This is a genomic window from Pyrobaculum islandicum DSM 4184, from assembly GCF_000015205.1.
GTDB lineage: Archaea > Thermoproteota > Thermoprotei > Thermoproteales > Thermoproteaceae > Pyrobaculum > Pyrobaculum islandicum.
The window spans coordinates 960,158-977,113 of sequence record NC_008701.1; the positions used below are offsets into that span (position 1 = coordinate 960,158).

Below are 16,956 nucleotides of genomic sequence, written 5' to 3' on the forward strand. Positions count from 1 at the left end.
CGAGCCCCCCGGGGCCAGTTGTGCAAAGGGGGGCTTTGAAAACGTTTAAAAGACGGTACAGTCCATGTGTAGATGTGGCGTGGGAGAGATGTGATATCTGCACGCGACTTCAATAGAGTAGATCTAGAGGAGCTATTTGAAATGGCTAAATATATGGAGAAGTATGCTAAAAGTCGTGTCGAGTTTTTAAAGGGCAAAATTATGGCTGTGGCGTTTTTCGAACCTTCTACACGTACTAGGCTGAGTTTTGAAGTAGCAATGAAGAGATTGGGCGGAGATGTCATTGGATTCTGGGGGGCTGAAGGCACAAGCGTAGAAAAGGGCGAAACTCTTGCAGATACTATAAGAATGTTAGACGCATACTCTGACATAATTGTCATAAGACATAAGTATGAGGGAGCGGCTAAGCTTGCTGCAGAAGTTGCAGAAAGTCCTGTAATTAACGCCGGCGACGGCGCCTATAACCACCCGACACAAGCCATGTTAGATGTATATACCATATGGAGAGAGTTTGGCACAGTGGATGGATTAAATATAGGTCTCCTAGGCGACTTACGTCATGCACGTACTATAAACAGCCTCCTTGAAATACTTACAAATTTCAAAGTGAGAGTTTATCTAATCTCTCCCGAACTTCTCCGCCCTAGGGTAGAGACGATAAACTACATCCAATCTAGGGGATTAATGCTAAGTTTTCATACAAACATAGAGGAGGTTATACATGAGCTCGACGTTGTATATGTAGTAAGGATTCAAAAAGAGCGGTTTATTGACCCATTGGAATATGAAAGAATAAAGGGGAGCTACAAAATAACACTAGATACTTTGAAAAACGTAAAGAAGAATCTCATAATACTTCACCCTCTGCCACGTGTAGATGAAATAGACCATAGAGTAGATTCAACGCCGTATGCAAAATACTTTAGACAGGCGGCGTTTGGGGTTCCCCTGAGGATGGCACTTCTATACCTTATTCTACAGCCGTGACCCGCCTCTCCGCCCTTTAGGGCGGAGTTTCTCCTCGTTCGCATCTTCATCGACGGCACGACTGTCTCTAACGTGGGGTCGTGGGGCTGGACGGCACGCAGCCCTCCTCCAGCGTCTACACCGCGGCTCTCGCCAAAGTTAGTGAGCAATGGAGCGTCCCTTGCCAGGACAATCTTCGAGTTGACCCGCCAAGCCGTATGGAACATACCTTTATCTCTCTTTACCGCTCTGCCATAGAAAAATATAGACCGCCGGATGTCCCCACTTATGCAAGGTCCGCACTGTAAGGGTCTCGGCTGTCGTCCCTCGTCGGGGTTAATAGGCCGTTTGAGATGGGATAGTAAGTTTCGATTTTCCTTGGCATCGGCGCCCTGTACCCCAGCATAGCGGCGACGTTTCTGGCGGCGTTTACGTCTGCGTTCAAAGCAATGCCAAACCCCTACAGATATAGAGACTGCGGTACACCGTTTGTCCCTAGGCGGTCATAGCTGACAATTCTTGACTAATCGCGCCTAGGGACTTTCTCCTCGCCCACGCCCCCATTGGTAGCCAGGCTACCTCGGGCATGGGGTCATCGGGCATGGGGCCGGGCGGCACGCGGCCCTCCTCGAGTGCCCTCCTTTCGATGTTTATGACGGCGGCGACGTCCCTCCCCCATTCCCGCCCGCAGTGGGGGCACCGGAGGAGCCTCGGGGCAGAGCCCCTCGCAAGCCCCCCGCCACACCGCGGGCAGGTGGAGGAGGTTCTCCTCGGATTGACCTTCACCACGGGGATCCCCCTCTCCCTTGCCTTACGTATAATTTTCCTCAACATACTTCTAAAGCCAGCTTTGTAGATTCTATCTCTTAATACAGGATCATCAACTCTCGATATCATGTTTTTTGGCGCTTCCTTTGGCAAATTTTCGACGGCTATTGCGGCACCTAACCTCTCCGCCTCTCTGACTACGAAATTGGCCGCCTTCCTCCTAATGTCGCTCTTCTTGTTCAGCTCGTTTCTCTTCAGCGCGCGGCTTGTATAGCGGTTGCCCTTGAGAGACTGCATGACCTCCCTACGGCTGTGGTATCCCACAGTGATGTTCCTAATCCCGGTCTCAAGGATGTATACCCTGCCGCCGGCCTTCACAGCCACGTTGTTCTCGTTGAGGTCAACGGCGATGATGCCCTTCGCCGGCCTCTCCTCTACAACCTTCTCGAAGACGAAGTAGACGTAGACCGCCCTCCTCTTTTCGTCCAGCTTTAGCCTCGGCTGCGACTTCAGCCTCCAGCCGCCGTTGAGGTGCTTCCAGAACTGCTTGGTCGGCCAAAGCGGTATCGTTATCCGACCTCTGTGCGTTGACACCCTTATGGCGGTATAGCCCTCTGGCTTCCAGAGGCGGTCGTCAAGCCAGATGCTGATCCTTCGTATTTCTGGCTTTTCCGTCTTCGCCTTGCCCTCGCGCTTCAGCGCCATAAAGCTCTTTACGCGTGTGGCCGCGTCCTGCGCCGCCGTGTAGACGTAGTGGGATGGGAGGTCGGGGTGCCTCCTCCTCAGCTCTCTGTACTTCTTTTCAAGCTCCTTCAACGCGTTGAACTTCCTCCAGCTGAGGCGGGCGCTGGGGATTACGACGGCGCGAGTGAGGACGTGATCCCTCTTCTTCTCCGCGTCTTTCTTCTTGCCTCTCTCGGCGCTTTTCCCGCCGCTCTTTCCGCCCCTCTTCTTCGGCTCGCCCTCCTCTGCTCCCACGTAAAATCATTGTTTTCTAAGCTCCTACGTGTTGTAGACGGCGGAGGTTTCCCAGAACCTCTCGGGCCGCCCGCTGATGACAAAAATGACCATGAAAAAGGAAACACCCCCGTCTTCATACGCCTTGCCGCATGTTGAACATGTCTTTAACATCAACTACGCGCATCCTTATTCCATACTCCGTTAACTCAACGTACATGAAGGAAAAAGTGCAAAATATAGAGGAGAATGTGAGTACAGCAGACCGATAATTATCAAGCGTAAGCTATCGTACCTTGCTGAGCCAGCAACCGAAGTCTAACATGTATAGACAGCCGTAAGCCCTGCTCTTCTGGGCGGGACGCCCTAGACTAAATATTAAATTTGCAAACTTTTACCACATATGACTATCGAAGTTATAATCGATGGACCGCAGAAGTTTACAGGCAAAGATGGAAAAACCGAGTTTATAATACGTGAAGCAACTTTAAAAGATATAAATGACGTTGTTGCTATAAATCGAAAGGTACTCCCAGAAAACTACCCCGTTTGGTTTTTTGTTGAACACTTAGAGCAGTTTCCAAAAGCGTTTATAGTAGCGGAGGTTGGCGGGAAAATCGTCGGATATGTTATGTCACGTGTAGAATACGGCTGGAGTAATATAGAGAGAGGTAAGGTGGTCAAAAAGGGGCATATAGTTTCCGTAGGTGTACTCCCAGAGGCTAGAAGATTAGGCATAGCCACTGCGATGATGCTACGGGCTATGAGAGCAATGAAGATATACTACAGCGCTACAGAAGTCTACTTAGAAGTCCGCGTCTCTAATACGCCGGCAATTTCGCTCTATGAGAAGCTAGGTTATAAAATAGTGGGCAGAATACCGCGTTACTACAGCGACGGAGAAGACGCCTACTTAATGGCTTGTCCACTATAGGAGGCACAAAGCAAAATATTTAACAAAGAGATATACATCATGTGTGCTTAGTACAATTGTTAAATGGCAACTAAGAGGCATTGAACGGACAGACCTTGACCCCCTTAGGTTTAGAGGAACGGCAAGACTTTTCAACCTCTTAGGTCTCGGAATCTTGGGAATAGGAGGCGTCTTCATAGCCTTAAGAGCACTCCCACTCGGACCGCTCTTTCTTGGAGTAGGAGCGCTACTCTTTTTCTTCCCCAAGTTGCTTGTCTCTCTACGCGCCGGCTCTATTCGTGAGCTCTTGACGACAGAGATGGTTTTCTTCACCGCGCTTGTACAAATGGCCTTCGCCACAAAAGCCCACCTGAACTTGGTCATTGAGAGGATGATGCGTTATAGAGAGCTCCCAGGCGTGAGAACCCTCGCGATAGCCGCGTGGAATAACGCCAGGATGATCGGCATGGAGCCTATGGACGCCATGAAGCGCGCCGTGGAGAAGCTGGCTCCCCAGAAGCTGGTGTACCGCTTCAACTCCCTATACACCTCCCTCCGCATCGGCGAAGATATCGTAGCGAAGCTCTCCCTCTACATGGATATGGACATCGTGGAGTTCTCGACGGCTATGCAGAGGCGCATGGATAGGCTGACGTCTCTCATATCGTCCCTAGTAGTGGGCCTCGCAATGCTGTCAGTCACGGCGGTGGTCATCGGGAGAGGCAACCCAGCCATGCTCGTGCTAATGGGCGGCCTCCTCCCCGCCATCTTAGGCGTCGTCATGGCCCTCTTCATAAACGTGCCGCTTATGAAAATGGACTTTAGAATCCCCCCGCTCCTCTTCGGCATAGCTGCCGCTGTCGCCATGATAGTGTTGGGTTTCACGCCGATGTCCTTCTACGCGCCGCTCATCGCCTTCGGCGTAGCATTGGCTGGATGGGTTATCACGCGGGAAAGAGTCGACGCCAAAGCCTTCGAGAGGGGGTTCATGGACTTTGTATATACGGTGTTCGACGAGCTTAAGAGAGCCCCCTCCGTCTACCGCGCAGTTGAAAACGCCATAACCTTTGGGGACTACGGCCCATTTAACAGCAAGGCGGCTGCGCTCTTGCAGACCATGAAGGTGGGAGACAGTAGGCTTGAGGACGTAGCTTTAAAAGGCATGCAACCGGTAATGTCTGTGATATTGAGGATGCTCTTGGACATATACCGCCTCGGCACGTTACCCCGATCCACCATAGACCAGCTACAGAACTTTGTGGTAAAGCTCTTTGAGTACAGATCCGAGATCGGCAGGACGTTAAACATAACCCGCTTCCTCGCGCTCGCGGGAGCCGCCATGGTGGCCTTCGTAAACACTTCGATGATTAGGCTGACCGAGGCGATGTCTAAGATCTCCGGTGGGGCGCAACTAGGCGGCGTGGGCATGAGCATGCTGTATCTAGCGCTCGCCATAATGTCCGTGGGCTACTACTTCCTCTTCACCAAGATAAGCTTCTCCACTAGAGGCGGGCTTCTGTATTTAGCCCTGCTGTATCTGGCCGTATTCGTTGCGTCGTTTGCGGTAGGGGTGTTCCTCAAGGCGTAGGCCATGCTAGACTTTAGACTTGACTCCTGCAGGGGGGCGGTCGTTGAGGAGTACGCCTCTGAGGGGGCCCGCATCCAGATATACAGGTCTGAAGACGGGTACTGCTACAACGTGGCGTACGCCTTCCCCTACTCTGAGAAAGTTGGCGAATACGCCTACAAGGTTGTGGAGTATCTCACGGCCAACCAGATAATCAGGCCTAACCTCACCAGGGAGGAGCTTGGCAAACTTATCGAAATGGCTATGGCCGACATAGGGGTTCCGAGACAATTGCGCGCTGCTGTGAGATACTACGTCCAGCTAGAGGCTGCCGACTACTCCTACCTTACGCCAATTCTATATGATATACGACTAGAAAACGTAAATATAAACGGAACCGACAACCCAATATTCGTAGATCATAGAGACTACGGCTATAATATAAGGACTAATGTAATACCGACAAACAAAGAGACGTTAATTAAAATCGTAGGCAGAGTCTACGCAGAAACCGGACGTCCGCTTAACGAGCAGTATCCCATACAAGACACCTATATACGTCTTAGAAACGGGGCACTTCTGCGCTTCGCCACGGCGATGTCTGGCAGAGTGGCGAGAAACCCACCCTACGTATCCGTCCGTATACAGCCCCCCCACCCCATATCGCCGACAGAGCTGATAAAGAGACGCACCATCTCCGCCTTGGCGATGGCTTATCTATGGTACCTATTCGAGCACCACAAGTCTATAATGATTATCGGCGGCACGGGCACGGGCAAAACTACGTTGTTAAACGCATTGCTTGTCCTTCTGCCCCACAAACGTCTCGCCATAGCGGAGGAGACCCCCGAGATCAGGATGCCTCCTAGCTACCAGAACGTGGTCATGCTTTTCACGTCGCCGATGTACGACTACATGAAGAACCTGCCCGGGTCGGAGTCCGCAATATACCTAATAGACCTCGTCAAGTACCTGCTCCGCGCGAGACCTGACATAATTGTCATAGGCGAGAGCCGCGGCAGAGAGATCCACGAGCTGATACAGGGAGTTTTGACAGGCCACGGCGGCGCTACTACCTTCCACGCCGAGGATATAATGGAGGTGTTTATGCGTCTCACAGGCGAGGCCATGGGAGTATCTCCAGAACATATATCGGCTTTCCACGTGACTGTTACAATTAAGCGGTTTGAATTTGGTAGACGCGTTACATCTATTACTGAAGTTGTTTGGCTAAGGGCGTATCCATACGCCGCACCGGGTAAAATAAAGATTAAAGAAGAGGAGTTTGGATTAATAAACGTGGGTTGGTATGACCAACGTAATGATACTGTCGAAATAGATCTAAGGAGATCCTACTGGCTTCAGAAGCTGGGCGGTTACAATGAAATATTAGAAAGAGCAAAATTCTTGGCCCACTTAGTAGAACGAGGCGTCTTTGACGCAGAGAAAGTAGGAGAGGCTGTAAGAGAGTACTATAGACAGAAGCATGCTGTATTACGGAAAGCCTGAAGATCTTGCTAAAGCCATAATGCGGGAGATCGAATTATTGAATACGCTTTTAAACATCGATGAGAGACTTGATGTATTTATCAAAAAGAAGATAGAATTATTAAATAGATGTCTAGCCCAAGTTGGGAAATTGCCACAGGGGGAGTACCAATTAATAGCGGTAGATATTTGTGAAATCGTACCAATATGATAGATTTTCTCCTCGCCGCGATTATAGCCATTTTATCTGCAATAGGAGGAGTACTTATAAAAGACCTAAAGGCCCTGTCTATATTCACAGTACTTATAGCTACTGCGACTTTTCTAGTGGCACATATCACAAGCATTCCCTTAGTAACATTGGGGTTGCTGGGTCTTTCTACAGCAGTAGTAAGAATGGGCAAAGCGAGTAAACAAATCGTTCAGAAAAGAATACGCACATATAAGTCTTTGAGAAGACTTTCAAAGCTAGAGGAATCCGTAAAAACGCTACCTGAAAATATCATAGACGTAATTCCCGCCGGGGCTGTTAGAGCAGTTCATCCAAAAATCGCAAGCTTGATATCTTTAGTAAACGATGCCTACTCTAAGGGATATACTGTGGAGGAACCCCACTGGTTTAAAATAATTAGGCAATACCTCGCCACAGTAGGTCCGCTATATACAGCCGATAGGACAAAAATAATCTCCGAATATGAGGTTATAGATCTGTAGAAACTTAAACATCAGCAGCATAATTTTAAGGGTCCAACCTTACAGCTTTGTGTCTTTTGAAATTGTAGCTAAGGATATAGCAGGCAGGATTGGGTTGTTATATACAAAAAGCGGAGTTGTAGAGACTCCGGCTCTCTTCCCAGTGGTAGACCCCAGAAGGCAGGAGGTACCGTTGGAAGTTGTAGAGAAGTACTTTAACCAAGTAATCACTAACGCCTATTTTCTGTATAGACTCACAGGAGGTAAAGCAGTTGACATAAAAAAACTCCTCGGGTGGAGGGGCGTTGTTATGACAGACTCGGGAGCTTATCAGATACTGAGATATGGGACTGTAGAGGTAGATCCAGACGAAATTCTATATTTTCAACAGAAAATAGGAAGCGATATTGGAGTAATCCTCGACCTCCCCTTCGACTATGAGGAGCCTTATGAGAGCGCATTGCTTAAAGTAGAAGAGACTATTAGACGGGCCAAAAGAGCTGCGGCTGTTCTAAAAGACCTAGATATGCTAGTCGTGGCGCCTATACAAGGCGCATTGTATACAGACTTGTTGATTAGGTCTGCCAAAGAGCTGTCTAAACTAGGTTTTCATATCTACGCAATCGGCAGCCCCACCACTCTTCTAGAGGAGTATAAGTTTGACCTCATCTTAAAAATAGTCTTAGATGTAAAACTTAACATGATGCGAGAGGCGCCTCTTCATCTCTTCGGCGCAGGTCACCCGCTTGTGCTTCCATTTGCAGTAGCTTTAGGCGTGGATCTATTCGATAGCGCGTCTTACATACTATACGCAAGAGACGATAGGATTATACTTCGAGACCGCACGTTACGTCTAGACGATGTAAAAACGGAGTATCTGCCCTGTAGTACCAAACTCTGTTACACGCCTGTAAAAGAGCTTAGGGAAATGCCGAAACAAGAGCGTATGATGTTAATAGCTGAACACAACCTCGCGGTGTTGAGAGAGGAACTTCTAGAGATAAAACAGAGAATTTACGAGGGCACTCTCTGGGAGTACTTAGAGATAAAGGCAAGAGCCCATCCGGCTCTATATAGATTTCTAAAAAACCTCCACCGCTACCGCCGTCTCTTAGAAGAGTACGACCCAGAGACACACCCAGATCCACACGGGCTTTTCTTTTTCGCAGATACAGCATCCTCCAGACCTGAGCCTATGAGACATTGGACAAGAATGTCGCATGTATCTGCTTTGTCTAAAAAGGCTGTGGTAATTAGGGTAAATGAAAAGCCGTATAACAGAAGCTGGGAGTATATATATCTAAAAGGCATAATAGGCGATAGAGCCCACATACTTTTCTACGACCCCATCTTTGGCATAATCCCCGAGGAATTAGCTGAAATTTACCCACTTTCTCAAAACGAATCAGAGGGCGAAGACGAGGCCGCGCGTGCACGCGCCTATGAGTGGCTAGACCGCTACGACGTTATAATAACATATAACGTCGATATCCCACTAGTTAATAAAAGCGTGATTAAAGCCAGCTCTCTAGAAGAAATCGCTTTATATGTATAATCTAGAGGTCTCCTCCCTTTTACTTTGTTCCTCAAGTCTCCGGCGCATTTCCTCAAGCTCTTTCTCAAGCTCTTCTGCTAACTGTCTTAACCCGCTTGTGTCTATAGGGAAGTCAAAAAGTTTTGAAAAGAAATCTACAGCAACACTTGCGGCATAAGGATCCGCAGGTCTAGAGACATCGGCATACGGCAGTATTACTAACGTAGGAAAGTCTAGCTCCTCAAGAAAAGACACTAAATAGGCCAGCGGCCCCACTATTTGTAAACCTTGTTCTAACACTTTGGCGCCGCCTGTAGGCAACTCCGCCCTCTTATAAGCTGATGTATATACAATACGTAATAGATCTTGGTCTCTACGTAACCTCCCATCCAATCCGCCAAAGAGAACTGCCGCCCTAAATTCATTATTGACGACCCAAGACGCTAAAGCCTTTGTGTAATCGTAGACTGCAGCATCATGAACGCCATAGTTGTTTACTACGCCAACTACCTTTCCACACGAAAAAATCTCGTTTTGAAGCAAAAGCCTACCGCCTTCAATAGACACAACAGGGGGCTCCCCTCTGTATCTCACAACGCCAACAACTTCACAATTTCTAGCTATATACTTAGTGGCAAGGTGGCCAACTATACCTATGCCAGCGAACCCCGTTATAAACAATTCATAGTTTTCTACAGGTTTGAAAACTCTGAATTCTACCCTCATATTTTGTCAACCTCCTCATATACTTTTGTGAGCTTGTTTATTTCTTCTGTATTTTCTACATACTCAAGTTGCGTACCACAGACTGGACATACGCCGCCATAATTAATCGCCTCGTCTAAAGTATAACGCATGTGACAAGTTGGACATATGTAGTACGCCCCCTCTGTCAATGATCTTATAAGTGAAGATATCTTCTCCTTAGCTACTTTTGCCCTATTTTTTATAGCTTGACGTATTATCTCATCGTCTACATACCACGTGTATTCTATTCTATAATCTTCCGTCGTCCTCTTCTTAACACCAACCATATTTTGTTTCATTAAATACTGAAGTATCCTCCTAGTCTCTGCCGTAGATATATTGAGAAAAATCGCAACACGGTCATCTGATAAATCCTCTTTACGCTCGTAGAGGAGTTCAACAACTTTACGCGCTAACCTGCCATATTCAGGGCTGTCAAACTCCCAAGCCACAGATTTCTCCACAATATACAAATAAGCCTCTTTCATACCCTTCATATCCTACAATACATACGGCCATTTTTAAACTAAGATATTGATTCTCGGCGACAGTTCTTTCGTGCTATATGTAGACATGCGACCATTAACTTTTAGGAATAACACAGTTTTCAACGTCTCAATACCGAAGCCTGTAAGCGCCGAGATAGGAACAAACCACTCAAAATATTTACTTACTACATTACGTAAGTGTCGTATTTTTTGAACGCCAATTTTATCAACCTTGTTTATAACAAGTATTACCTTGTCGCGACTTACCCCCACCTCTCCTAGGGTCTCTACTGATGTCTCTAGCTTACGTAGTACCTCTTCCTCCGGCTCGGAGCCGTCTAAAACTAAGAGTATTATGTCGGCATCTATAATCTCTTGAAGTGTAGAATGAAAAGACTCAATTAATACAGGCGGCAGGTCGTCTATAAAGCCTATAGTGTCTGTCAACACAATTCTCCTGCCCCAGAGATCTAGCGCTCTGCTATATGTCTCTAAGGTGGCAAACGGTTTACCATCTACAAGCTTGTTTTCACCTACCATCTTGTTAAACAATGTCGTCTTCCCGGCACTTGTATAGCCGGTAATCACTACCTCAGGCACGCCGGCTTCTCTCCTTTTCAAGATATACATAGCTCTACTCCTACGCACCTCTTCTAGCTTACGTTTAATTGTAGATATTCTTCTCACCATATGGCGGTAGTAAGCATCTACGATATACTCACCTGCGCCCATGAAGCCCAACTGCTCCCCCATCTTTGCCCTCCTTAAATACTCCTTCACCTTTGGCAACTCATATCTCAGCCTAGCTAACTCAATTTGCAACTTCGACTCTATGCTACCTGCTCTTTTTTCAAAAATTGTAAGTATAACTAATATTCTATCTATAACACTACGTTTAAAAAGCTTTTCTAAATTAAAAACTTGCAAAGGGGTTAAGCTATGATACGCGATAAATATGTCAAAATCTCTCTCTGCAACTTCTTTAGCCTTGCCAGACCCAAGATAAAATCTTGTATCTGCTCTGCCAAACTGGGTAACTACGTCAACAATGTCAAAACCTGCCGCCTCTACCAGAGACGTGAATTCCTCTAGTTTATAAGCTAAATTCGGCGTCTTAGGGCCGACGTAAGAAAGAAGCGCCCTATTTCTCATCACTATCTCTAATCTCAGCTACCTCGCCTAGTGTAAGACCTCTATCTATTCTACCACTCCCTGAAGTGGCGCCTTCTTCAGCTATGTTTATCAGTAGTTTTACTCCAAGAGTTTTCTCAAGTTTCTTAGCTAATGCTAAATCGGGCTGTAACTGCCCGGATTCTATCCTCCTTAAGACAGCCTCCTTAATGCCTAACATAGCTGCAAGAGCCTCTCTAGAGAGGCCAAGATTCTCTCTAGCTCTTTTAATAACTTCTCCAAAATTTTCCACAAGATCCACATCGAGAGACTGTAGGCGGGGAGTTGCAGATTTAGGCCGTGGCGGCGTCTTCTTTTGAACTGCTTGTTGTAGCTGCGGCGACACTCTTTTACCATATCTAGCTGCACAACTTTTACATACGTACAGTACAGCTTTATCTACCTCTATCGGTATAGGCTCGCCCTCTATGGGCCTCCCACATATTTCACAATACACGTCTTACAACCTTTTATAATTTATTTAAAACTTCCCTATACGACGTATGAGGGGTATCATAAACATAATCGCCTATCTCTATGGAAGAGAAGCGGCAGAAAAACTACAACGACATGTGGTTGAAATAGAGCGGAATAAAGATGGGCGAATTAGACGCGTTTATATAGATGGGAAACTGGCGTTTGTCCTAAGAAATAACGATGGCTACCTCCTCCCGACAATCCACGGGGCAATGTTTTTAGAGAGAAAAGCCGTAGTAGATTCCGAAGCGGCAAAATATGTTGCAATGGGGAGAAACGTGCCTGCAAAGTATATAATTTCTATAACGCCTGATGTAAGAGCCAATGGAGAAGTAGCGGTAGTAGATCCAAGCGGATCTATCATAGCTGTGGGGAGGTTAATCTACAGTATCAAGGAGTTAACACTTAAGAGGGGCTACGCCATTAGAGTTAGAGAAACTCTAGAGAAAACTACACAACAACCTCCGCCGCCCTAGGCTTGTTAACAGTCTATGTCAAAGCGGAAAGAGCCTCTTCAATAGTGTTATATTCGCCGAGTAATTGAGAGCCTTTGTAAACTTCGACTTTCTTAAGTATACACTGGTGCAATATATTTTGCGGCGTAATCCCTGGAAATATTCTGCCCCATGGCGCCGGCCTCCCCTCTTCATCAAGCGCCTTGATTTCTCTATCTATACCAACTTTACCGCGACATTTAGTAAAATGGAGAACAAAGCGAATTCCCTTACTTCTGGATATTTCCACAAGACGTTCAAACACCCTCAGCATAGACATTACGCGGTAGTCTAATTTTTCTGACGAAGTAATATGTGACAGTGCCATCGTTGCTTACTAACGCCAAAACTGTATCCATAGAAAGAGTCTCTCCCATATTTATAAAACTCAGTAAAGTCTGCGTGGTTACTTCAATCCCCTCTACCATAACATAGAAAAGATATTTACTCTTCTTCTCGGCGATAAACATTCTGTCGTTAAGTCTCTCCAGTATCTTAAATCCTCTCGACATAAGGTCTTTGAAAACCTGTTCTAACAATACGTCATCCACATTTTCCGATGTTTGTCGGTGTTTAAAAATTACAACAGAAAACACCATCACTCGGGCTGGGGTTGTAAAAACGGCAATAGATTATGAGGGCGATATGAAATCTGGCATAAAGACGCTTGCGGTCATAACCGGCCCCTACACAACGGCTAAACTAGGCGCCGCCATTACTCTGGCCTCCACAGCCTTTGGTTGGGCTCTGGCCTATGTAGCGGCTAGAAGTATGCTTAGGGAAATTATACAAAAGGCGAGGGAGCGCGGCGTTCCGGTTGTGAAGGTGAATCCGAGGGGCGCCCCCTCCCTCTGCCCACGGTGCGGGAAGAAACTCGTGAGGGGCAACGCCCCCGAGACTCCTCCTCTGCCCCAACTGCGGGTGGAAAGGGGGGAGGGACGTACCCGAGGTATCTTGGATACCCATGAAGGCGTGGGCGAGGAGAAAGTCCCTAGGCGTAGGGACGGACGGCAGACGGTTGTCTGTATTTATACAAAGAAGTTAAATAAACGCGTTCTGCGGATCGAATAGGCTTTGTCCCCTCGAGCAGAGCCGCGACCGTCTGGCTCCATGCCAGAGCTAGGCTGATAGTAAATGCGCAAAAAGGGGCCCGCGCAAGCGGGGACGCGACAGTTATACTTGCCTAGCATAAATACACAGCCCTAAAATCTCTCTGGGCGCTAATATAAATCTTGTAGAGGCGTAAAACTTTATATACTTACTCCAGTGCACGCCCATGGCTTCGGACGTCTCTAAATGTTTCGCAACTCTAGGCGCCACGTTACAAGATGCCATTGGTAAGCAAGTGTTAGTAAAACTAAGAGATAGTCATGAGATAAGAGGCATACTCCGCTCGTTTGACCAACATGTAAACTTACTCCTAGACGATGCAGAAGAGATAATAGATGGAAATGTATACAAGCGGGGGACTATTGTTATAAGAGGGGAGAACGTGCTCTTCATATCGCCTGTGTCATGAAAGGCACACCGTCAATGGGGAAACATAGCAAGGGGAAAACTCACATAAGATGTCCGCGTTGCGGCAGACACTCATATAACGTATCGAAAAAATATTGTGCTGCATGCGGTTGGGGTAGAACTAAACGTTGGAGGAAATATAATTGGGCAAAGTAAAAAGTATATAACATGGAGAAGGCCCGTCATCGCTGATTATGTGAATGATAAATCTGGGTGCTGACTTAACACCACTTGACTTCCTCACGGCAATAGTCGCGCTTTATGTAGTTGTAGATCCCATCGGTAATGTGCCTCTCTTTGTTGCCCTTACTGCTAAGTTAGATAAAACACGTAAACGTAGAGTGCTTATACTCTCTGTATTAGTCGCCGCCTCTGTTCTTGTACTTTTCGCAACCTTCGGCATTGAGATATTCGGCTATTTTGGCGTAAGACTTGGCGATTTTGTTATCGCCAGTGGGCTTATACTAACGGCTTTTTCTCTGTATCAACTATTGCGGCCTTATGAACAGACTATTTCGTCGAATGGCCTAGAAGTAGCAATAGTGCCTCTGGCAGTCCCGTTTCTAGCGGGGCCGGCGTCTATATCATATGTACTACTGCTGTCTAAATATATGGGCGTCTTCCCCACGCTATTTGTAATCTTCACAGTCTCGGTGCTCACCCTATTTACGCTCTATATATCGGAATTTATACTAAAAATCTTAGGCATGCTCGGAGTCAGAGTACTGGAAAAAATAATGTTAATTATCAGCGTAGCCATCGGGATCTCGTTAATACGTAGAGGACTCCAGTTGTGGTCGGCAGAACTTCTAACATAGGCCCCATATCTCTCTCTTTAATGAGACATTTTTTCTCTAATCCCAGCTAACAGATTTATAAATTCCATACACATTAGATGCCGTGTCTGTAAAAATTAGCGTTAAAGGGCAAGCAACTGCGCCGGGATCTCTCGCCGAAGTTTTAAAAGGGGTAAAACTCAAGCTCGTTACAATATCTGGCAAAGGCGGCGTCGGCAAATCGCTTGTAACTACATCCCTAGCCCTGGGTTTTGCCATGAGGGGGTATAAAGTGGGCATATTAGATGGCGATGTTTATGGGCCTACCGTTCCTAAAATGCTCGGCGTATCAAACAGTATGTTATATGTAGATGAGAAAAGCGGAAAGATAATCCCTGTGACAGGCCCTCTAGGCATTAAAGTCGTTTCTATCGAATTTGCTCTGCCTAGCGACGATACGGCCGTCATATGGAGAGCGCCTCTTGTTAATCAAGCACTACGGGATTTTATAGCACAGGTTGATTGGGGTTCTCTAGATGTCTTAGTAGTAGACCTCCCGCCTGGCACTGGAGACGCCCCGCTTACAATAGCCCAGAGTCTACAAGGGGGGTTAGATGGCAGTGTAGTAGTTACAATTCCGACAGATATCTCTAGGAGAATCGTGTTAAAAGCAATAGACTTTTCACGTAAATTAAACATCAAGGTGGCCGGCGTTGTCGAGAATATGTGTTGTTTTAAATGCCCAGACAATGGAAAGTTGTATTATATCTTTGGAAAAGACGCCGGTAGAAAAATAGCTGAAAGCTCCGGCGTACCATTTCTAGGAGGGATACCAATAGACCCCGATCTTTCCCAATATCTTGACAGCGGTAGACTTCACGAATTTCTCGCGAGTGAAAACGAGACTGCAAAAGCCATATTAGAAGTGGTAGACAAATTGATAGAAATGTATAAAGATAAGTTACAACAGCCCATAGAGGCGGAGAAAAAACCAAGGCGGATTTCCCTCCTTAAATTGCCGGGCGAAGAAGAAGGGGGGAATAGCTAGCGTTTTATAAATGGTCTCGGCAACAATTCGCTAAGTCTCACAGTTATCACCTTAGTCCTGCTCGCCATTACTATAAGCGCATCTGGATTGAACTCTGCTATCACCTGTCTACATGCTCCACAAGGCGGCGTGGGCTCCTCTGTATCTGTATATACAACGACTACGTCAATATCTCTATCACCTTCAGATACCGCTTTAAAAACAGCAACACGTTCAGCACATATAGTCAAGCCATATGATGCATTTTCCACGTTAACTCCTGTATATACCTTTCCACTCTTTGTCTTTACTACAGCCGCCACTTTAAAGTTTGAATATGGGGCATAGGCGTTGTTTATAACAGCCCTGGCCTTCTCTATCAAATCTTCCACGTCTCCACACTTTTGCCTCTTATTAATAATATGCCCACCCATACCACCACGCCTTTTTAAGAGACGCCGTCTACCTAACTTCTAGACTCATAAATCTTTTTACACATCCCCCTACCTCTCTCTTGGCCCCTCCCCGAGGGACTTGGGGGCCGCCTCGGGTGCACCGGGGCAAGGGGGCGGGTCATACGGGGGCCGGCCGCGAGTCGCTTGTTTTGTAACAGCTTGGCGCCCCCGTCTGCCGTCGGCCACGAGGCCAACCTTTATGTAGTGATCCAACCGGTTGACGTCAACAACGACAAGCGCCTTGGGCTCCGTTGGCTTGACTTCTCTAGCGGACACCAAGGCAATATACAGGCCGCCGTAAGTAGGATCCTTCTCACCATCTCTCTTCTCAATGCCCAAAAATGTCAACTTGAGTTTGGCGCCTTCCTGTAGTCTCTCTCTTATCCAAGAGATGCTGCCCTTCTTCAATTTTAAGACAAACGGCGGTATGCCCAACTTCCGCACTCTGACGACACCGCTCTTAAGGTTAACAAAGACGGCCCTACTCATGTCTCTCTCGTTTTCCACTCTCAACTGGCGTTTAACGGAACCGCCCGGTGGAACACCACATCACACCAAAGGAACTTAGCCCACTCTGCAAAGTGTCTCTTAAGTCCATACTTGGAGAACACGTCTTCGATAATCTTATGCGCAAACTCCCGCCTGTCGGGAGTAAGCAAGCAGTCTAGCTCCTCCGACGCGAGCTTGGGCTCCTCCTGTCCCGTGGCCTCTTTCAACAGCCTTTTGGCGTACTCTTCCGTCGCGAGATGTATCCTCGTCGCTAGGTCTAGGACGTCCGGCCGCTCTTCGACGAGTTTCCAAAGGATTCTGATTTTCAACGTCTTGTACGTTTGGCTCATATGCATAAAGGGCGTGGGGGAGGAAAGCTAGTTGAAGAGACTCTCTTTCTACTCCCTCGCTTCACCTGCCTTACAGCGA

Annotated in this window: 21 protein-coding genes and 1 pseudogene; 13 read left to right on the forward strand and 9 right to left on the reverse strand. The window is 47.1% G+C overall.

Annotated features, from left to right (window positions below):
• The first annotated feature begins 72 nt into the window (after positions 1-72).
• A complete protein-coding gene (gene pyrB, locus PISL_RS05490; protein ID WP_011762814.1) occupies positions 73-987 on the forward strand; it encodes an aspartate carbamoyltransferase in 915 nt (304 codons plus the stop codon).
• Between the two features lie 474 nt (positions 988-1,461).
• Here the strand turns inward: pyrB and PISL_RS05495 are convergent, their stop codons facing one another.
• A complete protein-coding gene (locus PISL_RS05495; protein WP_011762815.1) occupies positions 1,462-2,712 on the reverse strand; it encodes an RNA-guided endonuclease InsQ/TnpB family protein in 1,251 nt (416 codons plus the stop codon).
• 382 nt (positions 2,713-3,094) lie between these two features.
• On the opposite strand from PISL_RS05495, the gene rimI reads away from it, so the two are divergent.
• Genes rimI through tgtA form a run of 6 tightly spaced genes read left to right on the forward strand, consistent with a single transcriptional unit; the run spans position 3,095 to position 8,907 of the window.
• Positions 3,095-3,625 (forward strand): ribosomal protein S18-alanine N-acetyltransferase, encoded by a 531-nt coding sequence (gene rimI, locus PISL_RS05500; RefSeq protein WP_011762816.1) that lies wholly within the window; start codon positions 3,095-3,097, stop codon positions 3,623-3,625.
• Positions 3,626-3,668: 43 nt separating this feature from the next.
• The gene (locus tag PISL_RS05505) at positions 3,669-5,192 is read left to right on the forward strand and encodes a hypothetical protein (RefSeq protein ID WP_011762817.1); all 1,524 of its coding nucleotides are present in this window, start codon (positions 3,669-3,671) and stop codon (positions 5,190-5,192) included.
• A 3-nt stretch (positions 5,193-5,195) separates the two neighbouring features.
• On the forward strand, positions 5,196-6,680 hold the full coding sequence (locus PISL_RS05510) for a type II/IV secretion system ATPase subunit (protein ID WP_011762818.1): 1,485 nt from the start codon (positions 5,196-5,198) through the stop codon (positions 6,678-6,680).
• Positions 6,658-6,870 (forward strand): hypothetical protein, encoded by a 213-nt coding sequence (locus PISL_RS05515; protein WP_053240358.1) that lies wholly within the window; start codon positions 6,658-6,660, stop codon positions 6,868-6,870. The genes PISL_RS05510 and PISL_RS05515 overlap by 23 nt, the downstream gene beginning before the upstream one ends.
• Complete coding sequence (locus tag PISL_RS05520) at positions 6,867-7,373, forward strand: hypothetical protein (RefSeq protein ID WP_011762819.1); 507 nt, start codon at positions 6,867-6,869, stop codon at positions 7,371-7,373. The genes PISL_RS05515 and PISL_RS05520 overlap by 4 nt, the downstream gene beginning before the upstream one ends.
• A gap of 49 nt (positions 7,374-7,422) precedes the next feature.
• Positions 7,423-8,907: a tRNA guanosine(15) transglycosylase TgtA gene (gene tgtA, locus PISL_RS05525; RefSeq protein ID WP_011762820.1), complete on the forward strand. Its 1,485-nt coding sequence runs from the start codon at positions 7,423-7,425 to the stop codon at positions 8,905-8,907.
• Here the strand turns inward: tgtA and PISL_RS05530 are convergent.
• The 4 genes from PISL_RS05530 to PISL_RS05545 are packed head-to-tail and all read right to left on the reverse strand — an operon-like array spanning position 8,896 to position 11,748.
• The gene (locus tag PISL_RS05530) at positions 8,896-9,612 is read right to left on the reverse strand and encodes a proteasome assembly chaperone family protein (RefSeq protein ID WP_011762821.1); all 717 of its coding nucleotides are present in this window, start codon (positions 9,610-9,612) and stop codon (positions 8,896-8,898) included. The two genes, tgtA and PISL_RS05530, sit on opposite strands and share 12 nt — an antisense overlap.
• Complete coding sequence (locus PISL_RS05535) at positions 9,609-10,121, reverse strand: transcription factor (protein ID WP_011762822.1); 513 nt, start codon at positions 10,119-10,121, stop codon at positions 9,609-9,611. Before PISL_RS05535 ends, PISL_RS05530 begins: the two co-directional genes overlap by 4 nt.
• A 33-nt stretch (positions 10,122-10,154) precedes the next feature.
• Complete coding sequence (gene hflX, locus PISL_RS05540) at positions 10,155-11,273, reverse strand: GTPase HflX (protein ID WP_011762823.1); 1,119 nt, start codon at positions 11,271-11,273, stop codon at positions 10,155-10,157.
• On the reverse strand, positions 11,263-11,748 hold the full coding sequence (locus tag PISL_RS05545) for a multiprotein bridging factor aMBF1 (protein WP_011762824.1): 486 nt from the start codon (positions 11,746-11,748) through the stop codon (positions 11,263-11,265). The genes hflX and PISL_RS05545 overlap by 11 nt, the downstream gene beginning before the upstream one ends.
• A 46-nt stretch (positions 11,749-11,794) precedes the next feature.
• Between PISL_RS05545 and PISL_RS05550 the strand changes: the two genes are divergently transcribed.
• Positions 11,795-12,244, forward strand: coding sequence for a PUA domain-containing protein (locus tag PISL_RS05550; RefSeq protein ID WP_011762825.1), 450 nt, complete (start codon positions 11,795-11,797; stop codon positions 12,242-12,244).
• Between the two features lie 13 nt (positions 12,245-12,257).
• On the opposite strand, the gene PISL_RS05555 is transcribed toward PISL_RS05550, so the two are convergent.
• Both PISL_RS05555 and PISL_RS05560 read right to left on the reverse strand, forming a co-directional pair.
• Positions 12,258-12,536, reverse strand: coding sequence for a hypothetical protein (locus PISL_RS05555; protein ID WP_053240359.1), 279 nt, complete (start codon positions 12,534-12,536; stop codon positions 12,258-12,260).
• Entirely contained in the window at positions 12,520-12,813 is a 294-nt protein-coding gene (locus tag PISL_RS05560) for a tRNA-intron endonuclease family protein (RefSeq protein ID WP_053240550.1), read from the reverse strand. The genes PISL_RS05555 and PISL_RS05560 overlap by 17 nt, the downstream gene beginning before the upstream one ends.
• 94 nt (positions 12,814-12,907) lie before the next feature.
• Between PISL_RS05560 and PISL_RS05565 the strand changes: the two genes are divergently transcribed.
• The 5 genes from PISL_RS05565 (at position 12,908) to PISL_RS05580 (ending at position 15,604) form a co-directional block, all read left to right on the forward strand.
• On the forward strand, positions 12,908-13,333 hold the full coding sequence (locus PISL_RS05565) for a zinc ribbon domain-containing protein (RefSeq protein ID WP_053240360.1): 426 nt from the start codon (positions 12,908-12,910) through the stop codon (positions 13,331-13,333).
• A gap of 205 nt (positions 13,334-13,538) precedes the next feature.
• On the forward strand, positions 13,539-13,781 hold the full coding sequence (locus tag PISL_RS05570) for an LSm family protein (protein WP_011762828.1): 243 nt from the start codon (positions 13,539-13,541) through the stop codon (positions 13,779-13,781).
• Positions 13,778-13,936: a 50S ribosomal protein L37e gene (locus PISL_RS10770; RefSeq protein WP_011762829.1), complete on the forward strand. Its 159-nt coding sequence runs from the start codon at positions 13,778-13,780 to the stop codon at positions 13,934-13,936. The genes PISL_RS05570 and PISL_RS10770 overlap by 4 nt, the downstream gene beginning before the upstream one ends.
• Before the next feature lie 44 nt (positions 13,937-13,980).
• The gene (locus PISL_RS05575) at positions 13,981-14,598 is read left to right on the forward strand and encodes a MarC family protein (protein ID WP_011762830.1); all 618 of its coding nucleotides are present in this window, start codon (positions 13,981-13,983) and stop codon (positions 14,596-14,598) included.
• 82 nt (positions 14,599-14,680) lie between these two features.
• The gene (locus PISL_RS05580) at positions 14,681-15,604 is read left to right on the forward strand and encodes an Mrp/NBP35 family ATP-binding protein (RefSeq protein WP_011762831.1); all 924 of its coding nucleotides are present in this window, start codon (positions 14,681-14,683) and stop codon (positions 15,602-15,604) included.
• On the opposite strand, the gene cdd is transcribed toward PISL_RS05580, so the two are convergent.
• Both cdd and PISL_RS05590 read right to left on the reverse strand, forming a co-directional pair.
• Positions 15,601-15,975 (reverse strand): cytidine deaminase, encoded by a 375-nt coding sequence (gene cdd, locus PISL_RS05585; protein WP_053240361.1) that lies wholly within the window; start codon positions 15,973-15,975, stop codon positions 15,601-15,603. The two genes, PISL_RS05580 and cdd, sit on opposite strands and share 4 nt — an antisense overlap.
• 234 nt (positions 15,976-16,209) lie before the next feature.
• Positions 16,210-16,877: pseudogene (locus PISL_RS05590) on the reverse strand (zinc ribbon domain-containing protein); the annotation flags it as partial.
• Positions 16,878-16,956: the final 79 nt, after the last annotated feature.